Below are 20,613 nucleotides of genomic sequence, written 5' to 3' on the forward strand. Positions count from 1 at the left end.
TCGGGGGAGAGGGGCGCGGCTCGTGCGGGTGAGTGGGGGGAATCAGGGGAGCAAGGGATCAGCGGATCAGATCATCCGGACGTCACCGGGGGATCATCAGGGGATTACGCGAACCACCCCTGTGGGGACGGGTTGGTGTTGCGCCAGATGTGCTTCGCCTCGCGGTACTCGGCGAGGCCGGCGGGGCCGAGCTCGCGCCCGAAGCCGGACTGCTTGAAACCGCCCCATTCCGCCTGAGGGACGTAGGGGTGGTAGTCGTTGATCCAGACCGTGCCGAGCCGCAGCCGGGCCGCCACGCGCTGGGCCTTGGCCTCGTCGGTGGTGAAGACGGCGCCCGCGAGCCCGTAGATCGTGTCGTTGGCGAGCCGCACGGCCTCCGCCTCGCCGCTGAAACGCTCCACGGTCAGCACCGGCCCGAAGGACTCGTCCTGGACCACGGACATGTCGGACGAGCACTCGTCCAGTACGGTCGGCGGATAGTAGAAGCCCGCCTCGAACTCGGGCCCGGAGGGCCGCGCCCCGCCGCAGCGCAGCACCGCGCCCTCCGCCAGACCCTTGGCCACGTACGCCTCGACCTTGGCGCGATGCGCCGCCGAGACCAGCGGCCCGCTCTGTGCCCGCTCGTCGAACGGGCCGCCGAGCCGGATCTCCGAGGCCCGGCGGACGACCTCGTCGACGAACCGGTCGTGCAGCGAGTCCTCGACCAGCAGCCGGGCCCCGGACGAACAGACCTGCCCCGAGTGCAGGAAGACCGCGGTCAGCGCCATGTCGACGGCCGTCTCGAAGTCGGCGTCGGCGAAGACGATGTTCGGGTTCTTGCCGCCGAGTTCCAGGGCCACCTTCTTCACCGTCCCGGCCGCGGCGGCCATCAGCCGCCGCCCGGTCTGCAGCCCGCCGGTGAAGGAGACGAGGTCTACGTCCGGATGATCGCCGAGCGGAGCCCCTGCCTCGGGGCCCGCGCCGAGGACGAGGTTGGCCACTCCGGGCGGCAGCCCGGCCTCTTCCAGCAGCCGCATCAGATGGATCGCCGTGTGCGGGGTGAGCTCGCTCGGCTTGAGGACGAAGGTGTTGCCCGCGGCGAGCGCCGGGGCGACCTTCCAGGCGGTCTGCAGGAGCGGATAGTTCCAGGGCGTGATCAGCGCGCACACCCCGACCGGTTCGTACACGACCCGGCTGTCGACGCTCGCCGTACCGGTCTCGACGACCCGGCCCGTCTCCGCGGTGGCCGCCCGCCCGAAGTAGCGGAAGCAGTTCGCGATGTCGTCGATGTCGTACTCGCTCTCGACGAGCCGCTTGCCGGTGTCGAGCGACTCGGCGCGGGCGAGCGCGTCCTTGTCCCGTACGAGGAGGTCGGCGACGCGCAGCAGCAGGTCACCGCGGTCCGCGGCCGGGGTCGTGGGCCAGGGACCCTCGTCGAAGGCGCGGCGCGCGGCGGCGATCGCCTCGACGGTGTCCTTGCCGCCCGCCTCGTCGACGACACCCACCAGGGAGCCGTCGGCGGGGCATCGGATCTCGCGCGTGCGCTCGTCGAGAGCGCTCCGCCATGTACCGTCGATGAACAGGTCAGGCACTGGGGCCTCCCAATTGCTGGATCAGCCACTCGTGGAAGATCCCGATGTGGTGCTCGGTGGGCACCAGGACACCACCGTTCCGGTAGGCCCGCGAGGCCATGGCCGGCTGCGTACGTTCACACGCCTCGAAATCCTGTTCGTTGACCCGGTGGAAGAGCTCGACCGACTTGGACACGTCCGCGCCGGACTCCACGACCTCCGGCGCGTAGAGCCAGTCGCACTCGACGACCGTGCGGTCCTCGGCCAGCGGGAACATGCGGTGCAGGATGACATGGTCGGGGACCAGGTTGATGAAAACCGTCGGTTTCACAGTGATCGCGTAGTAGCGACGGTCCTGGTCGTCCGCTATGTCCGGCAACCGGCCGAAGCCCTCGCTGCCGTCGACCGTGAAGCCCTGGATGTCCTCGCCGAACTCGGCGCCGTGCCCCACGTAGTACTGGGCCGCGTAGCCTTCGGCGAACTCTGGGAGGACGTCGACGAGTTCGGGGTGGATCGTCGCGCAGTGGTAGCACTCCATGAAGTTCTCGACGATCAGCTTCCAGTTCGCCTTCACGTCGTAGGTGATGCGCTTGCCGAGGGCCAGCCTCTCGGCGCCGTAGTGCTGGATGGCGGCGGCGTCACCCAGCCGCTCCACGGCGGCGCCCGTCACCGTCTCCTCGAAGGAGGGCGGCTCGTCGGCCAGACACACCCAGGCGTACCCGAGCCACTCGCGCAGCGCGACCTTGACCAGGCCGTACTCGACGCGGTCGACGTCCGGCATCTTGATCAGGTTCGGCGCGGCGACCAGCTTGCCGTCGAGGTCGTAGGTCCAGGCGTGATACGGGCACTGCAGATTGCGGCGGACCTCCCCGGACTCCTCGGTGCACAGCCGGGCCCCGCGGTGGCGGCAGATGTTCAGGAAGGCGCGCAGCTCACCCGTGCGGGAGCGGGTGATCAGGACGCTCTCGCGGCCCACCTGGACGGTGCGGAAGGCGCCGGGCCGGGCGAGGTCCGCGGAGCGGACGGCGCAGAACCACATCGACTCGAACAGGGACTCCTGCTCCTGCCGGAAGATCTCCGGGTCGGTGTAGTAGTGCCCGGGGAGGGTGGCGATCAGGCTGGGGGAGATGGGGGACGGGGAGACGGGGGTCGTCGTCACGTGCGTACTCCTCAGGCGGGCGCGGCGGCGAGGCGGTGGGGGTCGAACAGCCCGATCGGGTGATCGGTGGTGCCGGTCAGGGCGAGGTCGGCGACGATCTCTCCGACGACCGGCACGAACTTGAAGCCGTGCCCGGAGAATCCGCAGGCCACCGTCACGGACTCCGGGTGGGCGGGGTGGCGGGCGATGACGAAGTGCTCGTCGGGAGTGTTGGAGTACATGCAGGTGGCGGCCTTGAGGAAGGCGCCCGGCAGATCCGGGATGTGCCGGGACATGTGATCCGCCATGGCCTGGACCTCGTCCTCGTGGACCGTCCGGTCGATGGTCTCCGGGGTGGTCAGGACCCCCTTGCGGAAGAAGGCGACCTTGGTGCCCAGGTCCGGCCCGTCGATCGACGGGAAGCCGTACACCTGGACTCCGGCCGCGTCCTCCCAGATGTAGATCGGGTGGTTCTCCGGCAGGAACGGCTGGACCCCGCCACTCGGCTGGAACCAGTACATGACCTGGCGCTCGATCGTGAACGGCACCCCGAGGTCGGTGAGCAGCTGCGGTGCCCACGCGCCCGGGCAGATCACCAGGTGGGCCGCCGTGTAGGTGTTCTCGGCCGTGTGGACGCGTACGCCGTCCTTGTACGGCTCCCAGCGGGTCATCGGTTCCTCGAAGTGCAGGTCGGCGCCCTGCCGGGTGGCGAGCTGGAGGTGCGCGGCGACGGTGTTCTCGGGGCGCACGAGCCCGGCCCGCGCCTCGAACAGCGCGACCTCGTCGTCCTTCGGGGTCAGGGTCGGGAAACGCCGGCGGATCTCGGAGGCGTCCAGCATCTCGTGCGGCAGGTCCCACTGTTCGGCGGAGAGCAGCGAACCGGAGACCGTCCGGGAGTCGGGGCGTCCGACCATGACGCCGCCGCACAGGGTGGCGATCTCCCGGCCGGTCGCCCGCTCCAGCTCCTCGTACAGCTCGTACGAGCGCAGCAGCAGCGGCACGTACGCCGGGTCCTCGAAGTAGGACTGGCGGGTGATGCGGGAACCGCCGTGGCTGGAGCCGCGGTTGTGCACCGGGCCGAACTTCTCCAGGCCGAGCACGCGGGCACCGCGGGCGGACAGATGGTGGGCGGCGGCGCTGCCCATACCGCCGAGACCGATCACGATCACGTCGTACGTGGGGGACACAGGGGCCTCCTTATGCCGTGTGGCCGGGCTCTTGTCTATTGATCGGTTTCAGCGGCGGATTCGGTTCATCTTCGGGTCGAAGAGGGGTTCTTCCGCGACGGTCGCGGGGACCTTCTCGCCGAAGTACTCGATGTGCACGCCCGTACCGGTCGGGAGCGCCGGCAGCCAGGCGTACGCGACGCAGCGGCCCAGCGTGTAGCCGTACGAGGCGCTGGTCACGTAACCCGCCGGGGCGCCGTCGACGTAGACGGGCTCCTTGCCGAGCACGACCGAGACCGGGTCGTCGAGGAGGAGGGGGGTGAGCCTGCGCGCGGGTTCCTCCGTGGCGAGGCCTTGCAGCGCCTCCTGGCCGACGAACCCGTCCTTGTCCATCCGGACCGCGAAGCCGACCCCCGCCTCGAACGGGTTGTGCTCGTCGGTCATGTCCACGCCCCAGGCGCGGTAGCCCTTCTCCAGTCGCAGACTGTTGAAGGCGGAGCGCCCGGCCGCGATCACGCCGTGCTCCTGGCCCGCCTCCCACAGCGTGTCCCAGAGCCTGAGCCCCAGATCGGCGGACGTATACAACTCCCAGCCCAGCTCGCCGACGTACGACAGCCGCATCGCCGTCACCGGGACGTGCCCGAGGCAGGTCTCCTTCGCGCGGAAGTAGCCGAAGCCCTCGTGCGAGAAGTCGTCGCGGGTCAGCGGCTGCACGAGCTCGCGGGCGAGCGGACCCCAGACGCCGATGCAGCAGGTGCCGGAGGTGATGTCCCTGATCCGTACGTCGTCCGGGGCGTGCCGGACCAGCCAGTCCAGGTCGGTGGGGGAGTTGGCGCCCACCTGGAATCGGTCCGGGGCGAGGCGCGCGACGGTGAGGTCGGAGCGTACGCCGCCCGTCTCGTCCAGGAGCAGCGTGTAGGTGACCGCGCCGGGCTTCTTGCGGAGGTTGTTGGTGGTCATGCGCTGGAGGAAGTCGAGTGCCCCGGGCCCGGTGACTTCGAGGCGGCGCAGCGGGGTCATGTCGTACAGGGCGACCTTCTCGCGGGTCGCCTTCGCCTCGGCGGCCGCGACGGGCGACCAGTAGCGGGCCGACCAGGCGTCGCGCTCGGGGAGCCGCAGACCGTCCACGAGCGGGGCGTTCGCCTCGTACCAGTGCGGGCGCTCCCAGCCGCCGCCCTCCAGGAAGTACGCGCCGAGTTCCTGCTGCCGGGCGTAGAAGGGGCTGACGCGCAGGGGGCGCGGGTGCTCCATCGGCTGGAGGGGGTGCAGGACGTCGTACACCTCGACGAACTGCTGCGAGCCGCGTTCGCGGACGTACGACGGTGAGCGCTGCGCGTCCTCGAAGCGCGTGAGGTCGCATTCGTGCAGGTCGATGGAGGCGCGCCCGTCGACCATCCATTCGGCGACCGCCTTCGCGACCCCCGCGGAGTGGGTGACCCAGACGGCCTCGGCCAGCCAGAATCCGCGCAGCCCGCGCGATTCCCCGAGCACCGGCATGCCGTCCGGGGTGAAGGAGAAGACGCCGTTGAAGCCCTCCTCGATCTCCGTCTCGCGCAGGGCGGGCATCAGCCAGCGGCAGTCGTCCCAGCTCGGTGCCCAGTCCTCTTCGGTGAAGGGGTACGACGACGGCATCTCCATGTCGTTCGCGCGCGCCTCGTCGTAGGGGAGGATCCCGAACGGGTCGACGGGCAGCGACTTGTGGGCGTAGCTGCCGATGCCGATGCGGTCGTGGTGCTCGCGGAAGTAGAGGTCGCGGTCCTGGAAGCGGAGGATGGGCTTCGAGGCGTCGGTGGGGGCGTGGGCGGTGGCTTGCGGGGTGGCTTCGGAGGTGGCGTTCGGGGCGGCTTCGGCCAGTTCGGGGAGCTGCTTGGTCTTTGCGTACTGGTGTGCGAGCGGTTGGAGCGGGACATCGATCCCGGCCATCCGGCCGATGACCGGGCCCCAGAAACCGGCCGCGGAGACGACGTGGTCGGCGGGGAAGGTGCCGCGGTCGGTGACCACGCCGGTGACCTTGCCGTCCTCCTGTTCGATACCGGTGACCGTGTGGCGGTCGAGGAAGCGGGCGCCCCGTTCCGTGGCGCGTTCCGTCTGGGCGCGGGCCGCGAGTACGGCGCGGGCCAGGCCGTCGTCGGGGGTGTGGAAGCCGCCGAGGACGGCGGACTGGTCGATGAGCGGCCACAACTCCTTGCAGCGGGCCGCGCTGACGATCTCGCCGCGTACGCCCCACGAGGCGGCGTAACCGGCCTTGCGGTGCAGGTCGGCGAGGCGCTCGGGTGTGGTCGCGAGTTCGAGACCGCCGACCGGGTTGAAGCAGGAGACGCCGTCGACCTGGAGCGAGTTGAATTTCTCCACGGTGTACCGGGCGAACGCGGTGAGCGTCTTGGACGGGCTGGTCTGGAACACCAGGCCCGGCGCGTGCGAGGTGGAGCCGCCCGGGGCGGGCAGCGGCCCTTGTTCGAGAACGGTGACGTCGGTCCAGCCGCGGGCGGTCAGCTCGTCGGCGAGCGAGCAGCCGACGATGCCGGCGCCGATGATGACGACACGGGGATGGTTTGCGGGCGTGCTGGACATGCCCCTCCTTGCCGGGGTGGGGAGTGGACGCGCTCGGGGTGGATCAGACGGTGGGGACGTGGGGGCGCTCGGCGGCGATGGTGGTGTCCTCGCCGTGCCCGGTACGGACCACCGTGTTGCCGGGGAGGGTGAGGAGCCGGTTGCGGAGCGAGGCCTCGATGGTGGGCCGGTCCGAGTACGAGCGGCCGGTCGCGCCGGGGCCGCCGTGGAAGAGGGTGTCTCCGGTGAAGACCGTGTCCAGGAACGGGGCGTAGAGGGAGCAGCTGCCCCAGGTGTGGCCGGGGCTGTGGATCACCTGGAGTTCGATGCCTGCGACCGTCAGGATCCGGCCGTCGCGCAGTTCCCCGTCGGGCTTGCGCCCGGGGTGCGTGAAGGACCACAGCTCGTTGTCGTCGGGGTGCAGGAGCACGGGCGCGCCGGTCAGTACGGAGAGCTCGGCGGCCGCGTCGATGTGGTCGTCGTGCGCGTGGGTGCAGACGATCGCGGTGACACGGCGTCCGGCGACGGCCTTGTGGATCGTAGGGGCGTCGTGGGCGGCGTCGACGATCAACACCTCCTCGTCGTCGCCCACGAGCCAGACGTTGTTGTCGACGTCGAAGGTCTCGCCGTCGAGGCTGAAGGTGCCCGAGGTGACGACGCGTTGGACCCGTACCGCGTGGTCCTGTTCGTGACCGTGTCCCTGGGGCGCGGCTTGGCTCACAGGACCACCACCGACCGCAGCACCTCGCCGCGGTGCATCTTCGCGAACGCCTCCTCGACCTGGTCGAGGGAGATGGTCTCGCTGACGAAGGCGTTGAGGTCGAGCAGTCCGTACAGGTACTGGTCGATGAGGAACGGGAAGTCGCGGCTCGGCAGGCAGTCGCCGTACCAGGAGGACTTCAGCGCACCGCCGCGCGAGAACAGGTCGATCAGCGGGAGGTCGATCTTCATCTCGGGGTCGGGGACACCGACCTGGACGAGCACACCCGCGTGGTCGCGCATGTAGAAGGCCTGTTTGTACGTCTCCGGCCGGCCCACCGCGTCGATGGCGATGTCGACCCCGAAACCGCCGGTGAGCGCGCGGACGGCCTCGACGGGATCCGTCCCGCGCGAGTTCACCGTGTGGGTGGCGCCGAACTTCTCGGCCTGGTCGAGCTTCTTGTCGTCGATGTCGACGGCGATGACCTTCATCGCGCCGTTGAGACAGGCGCCCGCGATCGCCGCGTTGCCGACGCCTCCGCAGCCGATGACGGCGACCGTGTCGCCGCGCCCGACGTTGCCGGTGTTGACCGCCGCGCCGTATCCGGCCATCACACCGCAGCCGATCAGGCCCGCGGCCTCGGGGCGGGCGGCCGGGTCGATCTTCACCGCCTGCCCGGCCGCGACCAGGGTCTTCTCGGCGAAGGCGCCGATGCCCAGCGCGTTGCTGAGCGGGGTGCCGTCGAGCAGCGTCATCGGCTGGGTGGCGTTACGGGAGTCGAAGCAGTACCAGGGGCGCCCGCGGCGACAGGAGCGACAGGTTCCGCAGGGCGCCCGCCAGGCGAGGACCACGTAGTCGCCCGGGACCAGGTCGGTGACGCCGTCGCCGACCGCCTCGATCGTGCCGGCCGCCTCGTGGCCGAGCAGGAAGGGGAAGTCGTCGGTGATCGCGCCCTCCCGGTAGTGCAGATCCGTGTGGCACACCCCGCAAGCCTGGACGTTGACGAGCACCTCTCCGGGGCCCGGGTCGGGAACGACGATCGTCTGCACCTCGACGGGTGCGCCCTTCTTGACGGCGACTACGGCACGGACCTCGTGTGGCACGACAAGCTCCTCTGCTGTTGCGCAATGCACGATGGGTTGCGCGATGAGGAACATATTGAGAACGCCGTCATGGGGTCGTCAAGGGGTCGGCGTTAACCCTTGGCAAAAGGAACGGGCCGCCCGAAACGTGCCGGACACACGGACCGGACACACGGACTGGACACACGGACTGGACACACGGACTGGACACACGGACTGGACACGCGGACTGGACACGCGGACCGGACACGGGAAGGGGCGAGGCCGGGAGAATCCCGTGCCCCGCCCCTTCGCCCCTGAAGGGCTGTCAGAAGCCGTACCCCATCCGGCGCGACAGCTCGGCCCCCGCCGCCACCGTCCGTTTGGCCAGCTCCGGCAGCCGATCGGAGTTCAGCCGGTACACCGGACCCGACACGCTGATCGCCCCGATCACCTTCCCGTCGTGCGCCCGGATCGGCGCGGCCACGGCGGCGAGCCCCAGCTCCAGTTCCTCGATGGTGACCCCGTAGCCCTGCTCGACCACGGCCTCCAACTCGGCGCGCAGCACGGACGTACCCGTGATCGTGCGCTCGGTGAACCGTGGCAGGGCGCGCGCGAGCAGACCTTCGCGCAGGGTGGGCGGCATGTGCGCGAGCAGCACCTTGCCGCTGGAGGTCGCGTGCAGCGGGGTGCGCCTTCCCAGCCAGTTCTGCGCGGTGACCGACGCGGTGCCGCGCGCCTGCATGATGTTGACCGCCGCGTCGTCGTCGAGCACCGCGACGTTGACGGTCTCGCCCAGTTCGTCGGCGAGTTCGCGGCAGACCGGGACGCCCTCCTGGGAGATGTCGAGGCGCACCGCAGCCGCCCCCGCCAGACGCAGTACGGCGGCCCCCAGGTAGTACTTCCCGCGGTCCTTGGCCTGGGCCACCAGACCGCGGTTCTCCAGGACACCGAGCAGGCGGAAGGCGGTGGACTTGTGCACGTCCAGCTCCTCGGCGATCTCGGTGACCCCGGCCTCGCCGACCCGGGCGAGGATCTCCAGCACGCTCACGGCGCGGTCCACCGACTGGACGGCGCTGCCGGCCCCTCTCCCGTGCTGCTTCTCGGAACTGTCCCCGTTGTGCTCAGCCTGCTTCTGCGTGCGGGTCATAGCTCAACTCTCACCACCTGACGGCCCGGTTTGGGCCGCATCTGCGGGAAGCCCTTGACGTGACAGGACCCCCGCGCGGATTCTGTTGCGCATAGCGCTCCCTCGTGCGCCATGCGAAACACCATGTTACCGAAGCGTCCGGAACCCGAAAGGTCTCCGGACCCACCTGGACCAGGAGGTCCCGGACGAAGAGTCCAGGACCGAGAGGGGGGCCCATGATTCCCGTCTGCCGCCTCGACGACCTCCCCGCGGGCGAATCCGTCCGTGTCGACACCACGCCGCCCATCGCGGTGTTCAACGCCGACGGCGAGTTGTACGCCATCGACGACACCTGCACCCACCAGGACGCCTCCCTCTCGGAGGGCTGGCTGGAGGGCTGCCTGATCGAATGCCCGCTGCACGCCGCCTCATTCGATCTCCGTACGGGCCTGCCGACGTGCCTGCCCGCACGCCGCCCCGTCCGCACCCACCGCGTCACCGTCGACGACGGAGTCATCCACGTCCACTTGGCCGCGGAGGAGGGCACCGCCGCATGAACGCCCTGACCGAGTGCGCCGAGGGGCGCGCCTCATGAGGACCGTGACCGTCGTCGGTGCCTCCCTCTCCGGGCTGTACGCCGCCCGGGAACTGCGGGCCCAGGGGTTCGACGGCCGCCTGGTGGTCGTCGGGGACGAGCCCCACCACCCGTACGACCGACCGCCCCTCTCCAAGGACTTCCTCACCGGCCGCGCCGACGAGGCCCGACTCGCCCTCGCCGACGCCGAGGAGACCGCCGAACTCGACGCCGAGTGGCTGCTCGGCGTACGCGCCCGCGGCCTCGACTCCCGGGGGCGCACCGTCCTCCTCCACGACGGCCGCACCGTCTCCACGGACGGCGTGGTCATCGCGACCGGCGCCTCGGCCCGCCGGCTCCCGGGGGACGGCCTCGTCGGCGTGCACACCCTGCGCACCCTCGACGATGCCCGCGCCCTGCGCACGGAGCTCTCCCGGGGCCCGCGCAGCGTCGTCGTCATCGGCGGCGGCTTCATCGGCGCCGAGACCGCGTCCTCCTGTGCCGGACTCGGCCACGAGGTCACCGTCGTGGAGGCCGCACCCCTGCCCCTCGTTCCCCAACTCGGCCCAGAGATGGCCGCCGTGTGCGCCGCCCTGCATCGCCGCGGTGGTGCAGGCCTCGTGACCGGCATCGGTGTCGCCGGCCTGCGGGGGAGCGGCACCGTCACGGGTGTGGAGCTCTCCGACGGCCGGGTTCTGCCCGCCGATGTCGTGATCGTGGGCATCGGCGCCGTCCCCAACACCGGCTGGCTCGCCGGTTCGACACTCGCTCTGCACGATGGCGTGCTGTGCGACGACGGTTGCGTCACCGCACTGCCGCAGGTGGTCGCCGTCGGCGACGTGGCCCGTGTCGGAGGCGCCCGCGCCGAGCACTGGACCTCCGCCACCGAACAACCCCGCGTCGCGGTGCGCAACTTGCTCGCCGGGCGCACTGTCGAGAGCGCGCGGTCCCTGCCCTACTTCTGGTCCGATCAGTACGGCGCACGGATCCAGTTCGCGGGGCGCCGGCACGCGGCGGACACCGTTCGCATCACCGAGGGCGCGCTCGACGACGGCGCACCGGCCGAAGGCGGCTTTCTCGCCCTGTACGAGCGCGGCGGCCGCACTACAGCCGTGCTCTCCATCGACCGCCCTCGCCCGTTCATGAAGGCACGCCGTGAACTGGCGCGCAGCGAGGACCCGGTGGAGCGGGCGGGAGCCGTGGCGAGCTGACGGACTGTGGGCGGACCCACGGACGCGGTCCACCTGGACGACCAGGTCCACCAGGTCCACGGGGTCCGTGGAGTCCGCCCCTCGGCCGTGCCGTGGCCAGCCGTACGCAGCCGTGAGCCAGGCTCAGTCACGAGCCGGGCTCAGCTGTGAGCCGTGCCGTACTCAGCCGCGACCCGTACTCGTCGCAAGCCGTATTCAGGGGTGGGACAACTGCCCGGCGCCGCCCTGCCGCTGTATTCGGTCCTGAGCGCGCTCCGTCGCGCGTGCCTGTCGTCGGGCCCGGCGCCGCTCGCGCCTCAGGGTCCTTGCGGTGCTGCTGGGTTCGGACACCACGCCGTTGCGCTGGTTCCACACCTGGCGGGTGACCCAGACGTCGAGGGCGGCCCAGGTGGCCACCACTGTGCTGGCCACGCTGCTCAGGACCATCGGGAAGGCGAGCCATGACTCCGCCAGCGTGGACAGGAAGGCGATCACGGCCTGGATCAGGGTCACCGCGATGATCAGCACCGCACGCACGGCCGACGTACGCACCGGATCGGGCAGCCGTCGCCGACGCGCGGGCTCCTCGATCCACAACGGCCGGTAGTACGCCTGCTCTTCGTATCCGTCCGCGTGCCCGACGACGCCCCGCGCCCGCCCGCCGACATGCCGCTGACCGTCAGCAGCACCCTCCCTGACCGCCCGCTCATTCCCGCCGGTGGCCGTGCCCCGCCCGCCCACCGGCTCGGGCCGGCCCTCGGCCACGGCCCGGGCGCTCAGGTGCTCGCTTCCGATCCCGGCTGCACGCGCCCGGTCGTTCTTCCGGTCGTGTCCCGCCAGGGCCTCGCTCTGCCCGCTCACCCGATCGCGCCCGTCCGTGACAACGCCTTGTCCGCTCACTTCGTCGCGTCCGTCCGCCGAGTCCACCGGTATGTCGCGATCCGGTGTTCGTGTGGCCGTTCGCACCGCCACAGGCGCCGCAGTACCCACCCCTGGTGTCCCGCCCCGCTCCGCCGTGCCCATCAACTTGTCACTCCCCACCGCCCAGCAGACCCTCGCACGGGTGTCATGCGACACCTGCTCCCCAGTGGCTGCCCGGCTTGCGCTGTTTTACGCCGCCTGGACGCGGCATGCGGCCCCTGTGGCCGATTCCGCCCCCATTTCCCGTAGAGAAGGACGAACAATGTGCCCCGAAGATTCCCAACAAGCGAAAAATTCCGGCCAACTGACCAAGTTCACAGGCTCGATGAGCTCCTGCTCGGCATGCCGGATTCGGGGCGGCAATCTCCCCCAATGAACGGACAACTACCCATCTCCGGTTCCCTCAACAGCCCGGGTTCCACCCTCTTCACGCCGGGCAGCTGCCCGGACACGTCTTCGAGTTACCTGTGGGTCAGTAGTAGGCTCACGCCGTTTGTTGACGCACAGGTGTGCCCCCGGGCCGGAGGGGGTCGAGCTGGGGGAGGCCATGCGCTTTCGCGGGAAGTCCATCCGCCGGAAGATCGTGGCGCTGCTCCTCGTGCCGCTCCTCTCCCTGACGGGGATCTGGGCCTTCGCGACGGTACTCACCGGCCGCGCGGCCAACCAGCTGTTCAACGTGTCGGACGTCGTCGAGAAGATCGGCTACCCCACCGAGGACACCATCAGCGTTCTCCAGCAGGAACGCCGCCAGACACTCGTCTATCTCGCCGATCCCCGTGCCTCCGAAGCGCTGGCGGCGCTGAAGCGCAGTCGCACCGCGACCGACCGGGCCGTGGCGAAGGTCCGCAAGAACGCCAAGGACGAAGACGTACGGGAAGAGATGAACGGGGGCACCTCACAGCGCCTCACCACCATCCTGGACGCCCTCGACGGCGTCGACTCGCTGCGCCGCAGCGTCGAGGAGGGCACCGTCAACCGGGCCCAGGCCCTCGACCTCTACAACCGGCTGGTCGACCCCTGTTACACACTGATGGCCAACCTCCACGTCGTGGACAACGTGGAGATGGACAAGCAGGGCCGCGCCCTCGTCAACGTCGCCAACGCCCGCGAACTGCTCTCCCGCGAGGACGCCCTCCTCGGTTCCGCGCTGGTCGCGGGACGCGTCACCCGCGACGACATCCGCGACATCTCCGATCTCGTCGCGCAGCGCACCCTGCTGTACGACATCAGCCTGCCGCTGCTGCCCTCCTCGGAACGCGGCCGCTTCGAGCGCTACTGGTCGAACGCCGACACGGCTCCCCTGCGCGTGGCGGAGCAGGCTGTCGTCACCTCCCCGGCCGGATCCCCGCACGGTGTCACCGCGCAGAGCTGGGACCGGGCGGCCGGACATGTGCTCGACGAACTCGCCGACCTCGACGACACGGCCGCCGACCACTACCAGGACCGCGTCCGTCCCGTGGCCACGGGCGTCATCGTCAAGGCCGTCATCGCGGGTGTCCTCGGACTCATCGCCCTGCTGGCCTCGCTCGTCATGTCCGTACGCATCGGCCGGAGCCTCATCCGCGACCTGCGCCGGCTGCGCCTGGACGCACACGAGGCGTCCGGCGTGCGGCTCCCCAGCGTCATGCGCCGCCTCTCCGGGGGCGAACAGGTCGACGTCGAGACCGAAGTGCCCCGCCTGGAGTACGACAAGAACGAGATCGGCGAGGTCGGCCAGGCCCTCAACACCCTTCAGCGCGCGGCCGTCGAGGCCGCCGTCAAACAGTCCGAACTGCGGGAGGGTGTCTCCGAGGTCTTCGTCAACCTCGCCCGCCGCAGCCAGGTCCTGCTGCACAAGCAGCTCACCCTCCTCGACACCATGGAACGCAGGACCGAGGACACCGACGAACTCGCCGACCTGTTCCGCCTCGACCACCTGACCACCCGTATGCGCCGGCATGCCGAGGGCCTGGTCATCCTGTCCGGCGCGGCCCCGTCCCGACAGTGGCGCAAGCCCGTCCAGCTCATGGACATCGTCCGCGCCGCCGTCGCCGAGGTCGAGGACTACGAGCGCATCGAGGTACGCCGACTGCCCCGCGTCGCCGTCACCGGGCCCGCGGTCGCCGACCTCACGCACCTGGTCGCCGAACTCCTGGAGAACGCCACGGTGTTCTCACCCCCGCACACGGCCGTGCAGGTCGTCGGCGAACGCGTCGCCAACGGTTTCACCCTGGAGATCCACGACCGCGGTCTGGGCATGGCGGCCGAAGCGCTCCTCGACGCCAACCTGCGGCTCGCCGAGACCCCCGAGTTCGAACTGTCCGACACCGACCGGCTCGGTCTCTTCGTGGTCAGCCGCCTCGCGCAGCGGCAGAACGTCCGTGTCTCCCTCCAGCCCTCCCCGTACGGCGGCACCACGGCCGTGGTGTTCATCCCCGACGCGCTGCTCACGGACGACGTCCCGGACACCAACGGCATCGGCTTCCGTCTCGACCGAGCGCTGCCCTCGAAGGAGGGCAAGATCGAGGAGGACCGCAAGGCGGCGCTCTCCGACGTACCGGTGCGCCTCCCCGGCCTGCCCGCCGCGATCCTGGACGGGCCGGTCGAACTGGAGGCGCCGGTCGATCTGGACGCGCTCGGCGGTTTCCCGGACGCCCTCGACGACGAGGACGCCGAGCAGGGAGGTCTGTTCCGGCCGCGCCGCTCCATAGCGGGTGTCCCGGTCGAGCAGCACCGGCCCCACCAGCAGCCCCGGACAGGCGGCGCGGAGCCGGCCGGCTCCGGCGACGACGACCACGCGGGGGGCCCGGCGCCCCTGCCGCGCCGCAGAACTCCCAAGCTGGTCAGCTCGCACGGTCGTCCCGTGACCCGGACGAGGCCCCGGCGCGGCGAGGCGGGCGAGGAGCCCGCCGAGGCGCTGAAGCCGGTGGAGAGCCTTGAACCGGTCCTCGAGCCTGTGGAGAGGCAAGGCATCGCGGAGAGGGCGAGCGCACGGTCGTGGACCGCCCGGCGTGCCGACCGCACCGAGACCTCCGGGCGCCGCAACGGCGAACGCCCCGAGACTCCGGGCCTTCGCTCCGAGGCGTCCGGCCTCCGAGAGGCCCCCGCTCTCCCCCGGCGCACTCGCTCCGCCGGCTCGCCGTCGGGCAGGGCCGGGACCACCTCGGGCTCCGCCGCCACGACGCAAGGGGCAGAATCGGGTGCGAGCCCGCTGCCCCGCCGCGTCCGGCAGGCCAATCTGGCCCCCCAGTTGAAGGACGGACCCGAACGGCGCGCCGAGCGCGACAAGGACCACACCCCGAAGGTGGCGGAACTCGCCGATCGCGACGCCGACGAGGTACGCAGCCGGATGGCCTCGCTCCAGCGGGGCTGGCAGCGGGGCCGCGAGAAGAACGCCGCGGGCGACGGGGCCCAGGGCGGCACAGCACCAGGAACGACGAAGGGGGACGGTCGATGACCGCACCGAAGGCCACAGGGCCCACCGCGACCAGCAAGACGTCGGGAGAGCTGAACTGGCTGCTCGACGACCTGGTGGACCGCGTGGCCAGCATCAGCAAGGCGATCGTGCTCTCCGGCGACGGCCTTGCCACCGGGGCCTCCAAGGATCTGACCCGGGAGGACAGCGAGCATCTGGCCGCCGTCGCCTCCGGCTTCCACAGCCTCGCCAAGGGCGTCGGCCGCCACTTCGAGGCGGGCGGTGTCCGGCAGACCGTGGTCGAGCTCGAGGAGGCCTTCCTCTTCGTCACGGCCGCCGGGGACGGCAGCTGTCTCGCCGTTCTTTCGGACGCCGACTCCGATGTCGGGCAGGTCGCCTACGAAATGACGCTCCTGGTGAAGAGGGTCGGCGCACATCTGGCCGCCGCTCCGCGCACCGATCTGCCCTCGGGCGGGTAGTGGGATGGCATGAGCGGAGACGGTCAGGGAAAACGCCACTGGTTCGACGACGACGCCGGACCGGTGGTCCGTCCTTATGCCATGACACGCGGGCGCACCACCAGTCCGGCCCAGCATCGCCTCGACCTGATCGCGGTGGTCGTCACCGAGCCACACGCGGACGACCCCGAAGCGGACCATTCGCTGTCCCCGGAACACGTGGACATAGTCGAGCTCTGCCGCGGCACCCCCCAGTCGGTCGCCGAGCTCGCCGCCGAGCTCGACCTGCCCATCGGAGTGGTCCGGGTCCTGATCGGGGACCTCGTGACCGAGGAAATGGTCCATGTGACACGTCCCGTACCCCCTGCCGAGCTGCCGGACGAGAGTATTCTGCGCGACGTGATCAGCGGCCTCCGGGCGCTCTGAGCTGGGCGGAAGCGGGGAACAGACGTGACAGGCTGGCAGTTCTGGGTCGACCGAGGCGGCACCTTCACCGACATCGTCGCGCGACGCCCGGACGGCCGCCTGCTCACGCACAAACTGCTGTCCGAGAACCGGGCGAGGTACGCCGACGCGGCGGTGGCGGGCGTCCGCGAACTCCTCGGCAGCGGCCAGGACGCCCAGGGCGCGCGGATCGACGCCGTCCGTATGGGAACCACCGTCGCCACCAACGCCCTCCTGGAACGCAAGGGAGAGCGCACCCTCCTCGTCGTCACCCGAGGCTTCCGCGACGCCCTGCGCATCGCCTACCAGAACCGCCCCCACATCTTCGCCCGCGCGATCGAACTGCCCGAGCTGCTGTACGAACGCGTGGTCGAGGTCGACGAGAGGATCGCCGCCGACGGCACGGTCCTGCGCGCCCCCGACCTGGACGCCCTTGCCGGGCCCCTCCAGGAGGCGTACGACTCCGGGATCCGGGCCGTCGCCGTCGTCTGCATGCACAGTCACCTCCACCCCGCCCATGAAGAGGCCGTCGGCGAACTGGCGGCACGCACCGGCTTCCCGCAGATCTCGCTCTCCAGCGAGGTCAGCCCGCTGATGAAGCTCGTCCCGCGCGGTGACACAGCCGTCGTCGACGCCTACCTGTCGCCCGTGCTGCGCCGCTACGTCCAGCACGTCGCCGATGAGCTCCAGGGCGTGCGGCTGATGTTCATGCAGTCCAATGGAGGCCTCGCCGAAGCGGGTCAGTTCCGCGGCAAGGACGCCATCCTGTCCGGCCCGGCGGGCGGCATCGTCGGCATGGCCCGGATGTCGCAGCTCGCCGGCTTCGACCGTGTCATCGGCTTCGACATGGGCGGCACGTCCACGGACGTCTCGCACTTCGCGGGCGAGTACGAGCGGGTCTTCACCACCCGGATCGCCGGGGTCCGGCTGCGGGCGCCCATGCTGGACATCCACACCGTCGCCGCGGGCGGCGGCTCGGTGCTCCACTTCGACGGCTCCCGCTACCGGGTGGGCCCCGACTCGGCCGGCGCCGACCCCGGCCCCGCCTGCTACCGCGGTGGCGGCCCGCTCACCGTCACGGACGCCAACGTCGCACTCGGCCGCATCCAAGCCACCCACTTCCCCAAAGTGTTCGGCCCCGACGGCGACCAGCCCCTCGACGACACCCTCGTCCGTGACCGGTTCGCCGCCCTCGCGCGCGAGATCCGTGAGAAGACCGGCGACGACCGCACTCCGGAGCAGGTGGCGGAGGGTTACCTGCAGATCGCCGTGGCCAACATCGCCAACGCGGTCAAGCGGATCTCGGTCCAGAAGGGCCACGACGTCACCCGGTACGCGCTCACCACCTTCGGCGGCGCGGGCGGCCAGCACGCGTGCATGGTCGCCGACTCGCTCGGCATCCGCACCGTCCTCGTCCCGCCCATGGCCGGTGTCCTGTCCGCCCTCGGCATCGGACTCGCCGACACGACGGCCATGCGCGAGCAGTCCGTGGAGGCACCCCTCGAGGCCTCCGCGATGCCCGGCATCCTCAAGACCGCCGACGACCTGGAGGGCGCTGCCCGCAGCGAACTCCTCGCGGAGGACGTGCCCGAGGACCGCATCCGCGTCACCCGCCGCGCCCAACTCCGCTACGACGGAACGGACACGGCGCTCACCGTCGAGCTCACCGAGCCCGACAGCATGACCCACGCCTTCGAAGAACGCCATCGCGCCACCTACTCCTTCACCCTCGACCGTCCGGTCGTCGTGGAAGCCCTCTCCGTAGAGGCCACCGGACTCACCGAACCCCCCGATCTCTCCGCCCTCGCCACCCCTTCGTCCGCCCGAGGCGCGACGCAGACGGTCAGCCTCCACACCGGTGGGGCCTGGCGCGACGTACCCCTGCACCGCCGCGAGGAACTGCCTCCCGGTGAAACGGTCACCGGCCCCGCGATCATCACCGAGGCCGGCGCGACGACCGTCGTCGACGACGGCTGGCGGGCCGCGACGACCGACGACGGGCATCTGGTCATGGAACGCGTGGCGGTTACGCAGAGTTCCGATCTCGGCACAGAAGCGGACCCGGTTCTCCTCGAGGTCTTCAACAATCTCTTCATGTCCATCGCCGAGCAGATGGGTGCCCGTCTGGAGTCCACGGCCCAGTCGGTCAACATCAAGGAACGCCTGGACTTCTCCTGCGCGCTCTTCGACCCCGACGGCAGCCTTGTCGCCAACGCCCCTCATATCCCTGTCCACTTGGGCTCGATGGGCACGAGCGTGCAGGAGGTCATCCGGCGGCGCGGCGACAGCATGCGCCCGGGTGACACGTACGCGGTCAACGACCCGTACCACGGAGGCACCCACCTCCCCGACGTCACCGTGATCACCCCGGTCTTCGACACGGAGGGTGAGCACATCCTGTTCTACGTCGCCTCGCGCGGACACCACGCCGAGATCGGCGGCATCGCCCCGGGCTCCATGCCCGCGAACAGCCGCACCATCGAGGAAGAGGGCATCCTCTTCGACAACTGGCTGCTCGCCGAGAACGGCCACTTCCGCGAGGCCGAGACGCTCCGCCTGCTCACCGAGGCGCCCTACCCCTCGCGCAATCCGAAGACCAACCTCGCCGACCTGCGTGCCCAGATCGCCGCCAACCAGAAGGGCGTCGACGAAGTCGCCCGCATGATCGAGAACTTCGGCCTCGACGTCGTCCAGGCCTACATGCGGCACGTGCAGGACAACGCGGAGGAAGCCGTACGCCGCGTCATCGACGCCCTGGAAGACGGTGAGTTCGCCTACGAGACGGACTCCGGGGCGGTCATCCGTGTCCGGGTCTCCGTGGACCGCGAAAATCGTTCCGCCACTGTCGACTTCACGGGAACCTCCCCGCAGCTCAGCACCAACTTCAACGCACCCTTCGCGGTGGTCAACGCCGCCGTCCTGTACGTCTTCCGCACGCTTGTCGCCGACGACATCCCGCTCAACGACGGCTGTCTGCGCCCGCTCGACATCGTCGTGCCGCGCGGCTCGATGCTCGCTCCCGAAGCCCCCGCCGCCGTGGTCGCCGGCAATGTGGAGACCTCTCAGGCGATCACCGGCGCGCTGTACGGAGCCCTGCGCGTGCAGGCCGAAGGGTCCGGAACGATGAACAACGTCACCTTCGGCAATGAGCGCTACCAGTACTACGAGACCGTGGCCTCCGGATCCGGAGCGGGCGACGGCTTCCCCGGAGCCTCCGTCGTACAGACCCACATGACCAACTCGCGGCTCACCGACCCCGAGATCCTGGAGTGGCGACTGCCGGTCCAGCTCGACGAGTTCGCGGTCCGCCCGGGCAGCGGCGGAGCCGGGCGCTGGAGCGGCGGGGACGGCGCCGTGCGCCGTATCCGGTTCCATCAGCCCATGACAGTCTCCACACTGTCCCAGCACCGCAGGGTCCCGCCCTACGGCATGGCCGGCGGCGAGCCCGGAGCGCTCGGCGCCAACCGGGTGGAGCGCGCGGACGGCACGGTCACGGAACTTGGCGCAAGTGATACGGCGGACGTCGGCCCCGGCGACGTACTTGTCATCGAAACCCCCGGCGGCGGAGGCTACGGCCCACCGTCCCACGACCCCCATCAAGCAGGAGAAGAGATCGATGATCTTCGGGCGTTCTGAGCGCGGCAAGCCCCCGGTCGAGCCCGTCACGCTCAAGATCCTGGTGGCCGGTGGCTTCGGGGTGGGCAAGACGACCCTGGTCGGCGCGGTCAGCGAGATCAAACCGCTGCGCACCGAGGAGGTGCTCACCGAGGCGGGCCGCCCGGTCGACGACACCAGCGGCGTGGAGGGCAAGCACACCACCACCGTCGCCATGGACTTCGGCCGCATCACGCTCCGCGAGGACCTGGTGCTCTACCTCTTCGGGACGCCCGGACAGGACCGCTTCTGGTTCCTGTGGGACGAGCTCGCCTCCGGCTCCCTGGGCGCCGTCGTACTCGCCGACACGCGCCGCCTGGAGGACTGCTTCGCCGCCGTCGACTACTTCGAGCGGCGCTCCATACCGTTCGTGATGGGCGTCAACTGCTTCGAAGGATCGGCCCGGTATCCGGTCGACGAGGTCCGCCAGGCACTCGACCTCGACGACGACGTTCCGGTCGTGCTGTGCGACGCGAGAGACCGGGAGTCGGCCAAGGAGGTCCTCATCGAGGTCGTCCAGCACGCGATGGCGTACGGAGCCGACCGACGCGAACCGGTCACCACCTGACCCGCACATACGGTCCGAACCGCGCAAACGGCCCGTACCCCCGCCGACCGGGGTACGGGCCGTCGTCCCGCACACGCGTGTGGCTCACGCGAGACGCACGCGCGCGTGGACCCCTG

15 protein-coding genes are annotated in these 20,613 nt (G+C 70.5%); 7 read left to right on the forward strand and 8 right to left on the reverse strand.

Going from position 1 to position 20,613, the window contains the following annotated elements; genetic code table 11:
- Nucleotides 1-104: 104 nt before the first annotated feature.
- From AQJ27_RS12290 to AQJ27_RS12320, 7 genes are all read right to left on the reverse strand, one after another.
- Nucleotides 105-1,571 (reverse strand): aldehyde dehydrogenase family protein, encoded by a 1,467-nt coding sequence (locus AQJ27_RS12290; RefSeq protein ID WP_067366254.1) that lies wholly within the window; start codon nt 1,569-1,571, stop codon nt 105-107.
- Entirely contained in the window at nt 1,564-2,709 is a 1,146-nt protein-coding gene (locus AQJ27_RS12295; protein ID WP_067366257.1) for an aromatic ring-hydroxylating oxygenase subunit alpha, read from the reverse strand. The genes AQJ27_RS12290 and AQJ27_RS12295 overlap by 8 nt, the downstream gene beginning before the upstream one ends.
- An 11-nt stretch (nt 2,710-2,720) precedes the next feature.
- Nucleotides 2,721-3,875 (reverse strand): N-methyl-L-tryptophan oxidase, encoded by a 1,155-nt coding sequence (gene solA, locus AQJ27_RS12300; RefSeq protein ID WP_067366260.1) that lies wholly within the window; start codon nt 3,873-3,875, stop codon nt 2,721-2,723.
- Between the two features lie 48 nt (nt 3,876-3,923).
- A complete protein-coding gene (locus tag AQJ27_RS12305; RefSeq protein ID WP_067366263.1) occupies nt 3,924-6,425 on the reverse strand; it encodes a GcvT family protein in 2,502 nt (833 codons plus the stop codon).
- Between the two features lie 43 nt (nt 6,426-6,468).
- Nucleotides 6,469-7,125 carry an MBL fold metallo-hydrolase gene (locus AQJ27_RS12310; RefSeq protein WP_067366266.1) on the reverse strand — a complete coding sequence of 219 codons (657 nt, stop codon included), beginning with the start codon at nt 7,123-7,125 and terminating at the stop codon, nt 6,469-6,471.
- On the reverse strand, nt 7,122-8,207 hold the full coding sequence (locus AQJ27_RS12315) for an S-(hydroxymethyl)mycothiol dehydrogenase (protein WP_067366268.1): 1,086 nt from the start codon (nt 8,205-8,207) through the stop codon (nt 7,122-7,124). The genes AQJ27_RS12310 and AQJ27_RS12315 overlap by 4 nt, the downstream gene beginning before the upstream one ends.
- A gap of 286 nt (nt 8,208-8,493) precedes the next feature.
- Nucleotides 8,494-9,315 (reverse strand): IclR family transcriptional regulator, encoded by an 822-nt coding sequence (locus AQJ27_RS12320; RefSeq protein ID WP_201264410.1) that lies wholly within the window; start codon nt 9,313-9,315, stop codon nt 8,494-8,496.
- 215 nt (nt 9,316-9,530) lie between these two features.
- Here AQJ27_RS12320 and AQJ27_RS12325 point away from each other — a divergent pair, with 215 nt between their 5' ends.
- Both AQJ27_RS12325 and AQJ27_RS12330 read left to right on the forward strand, forming a co-directional pair.
- Nucleotides 9,531-9,851, forward strand: coding sequence for a bifunctional 3-phenylpropionate/cinnamic acid dioxygenase ferredoxin subunit (locus AQJ27_RS12325; RefSeq protein ID WP_067366270.1), 321 nt, complete (start codon nt 9,531-9,533; stop codon nt 9,849-9,851).
- A 34-nt stretch (nt 9,852-9,885) separates the two neighbouring features.
- Nucleotides 9,886-11,079, forward strand: a complete 1,194-nt coding sequence (locus AQJ27_RS12330; protein WP_201264409.1) for an NAD(P)/FAD-dependent oxidoreductase — start codon at nt 9,886-9,888, stop codon at nt 11,077-11,079.
- 195 nt (nt 11,080-11,274) lie between these two features.
- On the opposite strand, the gene AQJ27_RS58580 is transcribed toward AQJ27_RS12330, so the two are convergent.
- On the reverse strand, nt 11,275-11,853 hold the full coding sequence (locus AQJ27_RS58580) for a hypothetical protein (RefSeq protein WP_067366489.1): 579 nt from the start codon (nt 11,851-11,853) through the stop codon (nt 11,275-11,277).
- 673 nt (nt 11,854-12,526) lie between these two features.
- Here AQJ27_RS58580 and AQJ27_RS12340 point away from each other — a divergent pair.
- From AQJ27_RS12340 to AQJ27_RS12360, 5 genes are read left to right on the forward strand one after another with little or no spacing between them, the layout of a single operon-like run.
- The gene (locus AQJ27_RS12340) at nt 12,527-15,415 is read left to right on the forward strand and encodes a sensor histidine kinase (RefSeq protein ID WP_067366274.1); all 2,889 of its coding nucleotides are present in this window, start codon (nt 12,527-12,529) and stop codon (nt 15,413-15,415) included.
- On the forward strand, nt 15,412-15,852 hold the full coding sequence (locus tag AQJ27_RS12345; RefSeq protein ID WP_054237190.1) for a roadblock/LC7 domain-containing protein: 441 nt from the start codon (nt 15,412-15,414) through the stop codon (nt 15,850-15,852). Before AQJ27_RS12340 ends, AQJ27_RS12345 begins: the two co-directional genes overlap by 4 nt.
- A 9-nt stretch (nt 15,853-15,861) precedes the next feature.
- Nucleotides 15,862-16,257, forward strand: a complete 396-nt coding sequence (locus tag AQJ27_RS12350) for a DUF742 domain-containing protein (RefSeq protein WP_067366277.1) — start codon at nt 15,862-15,864, stop codon at nt 16,255-16,257.
- Nucleotides 16,258-16,281: 24 nt separating this feature from the next.
- On the forward strand, nt 16,282-19,911 hold the full coding sequence (locus AQJ27_RS12355; RefSeq protein ID WP_067366280.1) for a hydantoinase B/oxoprolinase family protein: 3,630 nt from the start codon (nt 16,282-16,284) through the stop codon (nt 19,909-19,911).
- Complete coding sequence (locus AQJ27_RS12360; RefSeq protein ID WP_054237193.1) at nt 19,892-20,497, forward strand: GTP-binding protein; 606 nt, start codon at nt 19,892-19,894, stop codon at nt 20,495-20,497. Before AQJ27_RS12355 ends, AQJ27_RS12360 begins: the two co-directional genes overlap by 20 nt.
- The last annotated feature ends 116 nt before the right edge of the window (nt 20,498-20,613 follow it).

Origin of the sequence: Streptomyces olivochromogenes, from assembly GCF_001514115.1 — a bacterium.
Taxonomy (GTDB): domain Bacteria; phylum Actinomycetota; class Actinomycetes; order Streptomycetales; family Streptomycetaceae; genus Streptomyces; species Streptomyces olivochromogenes.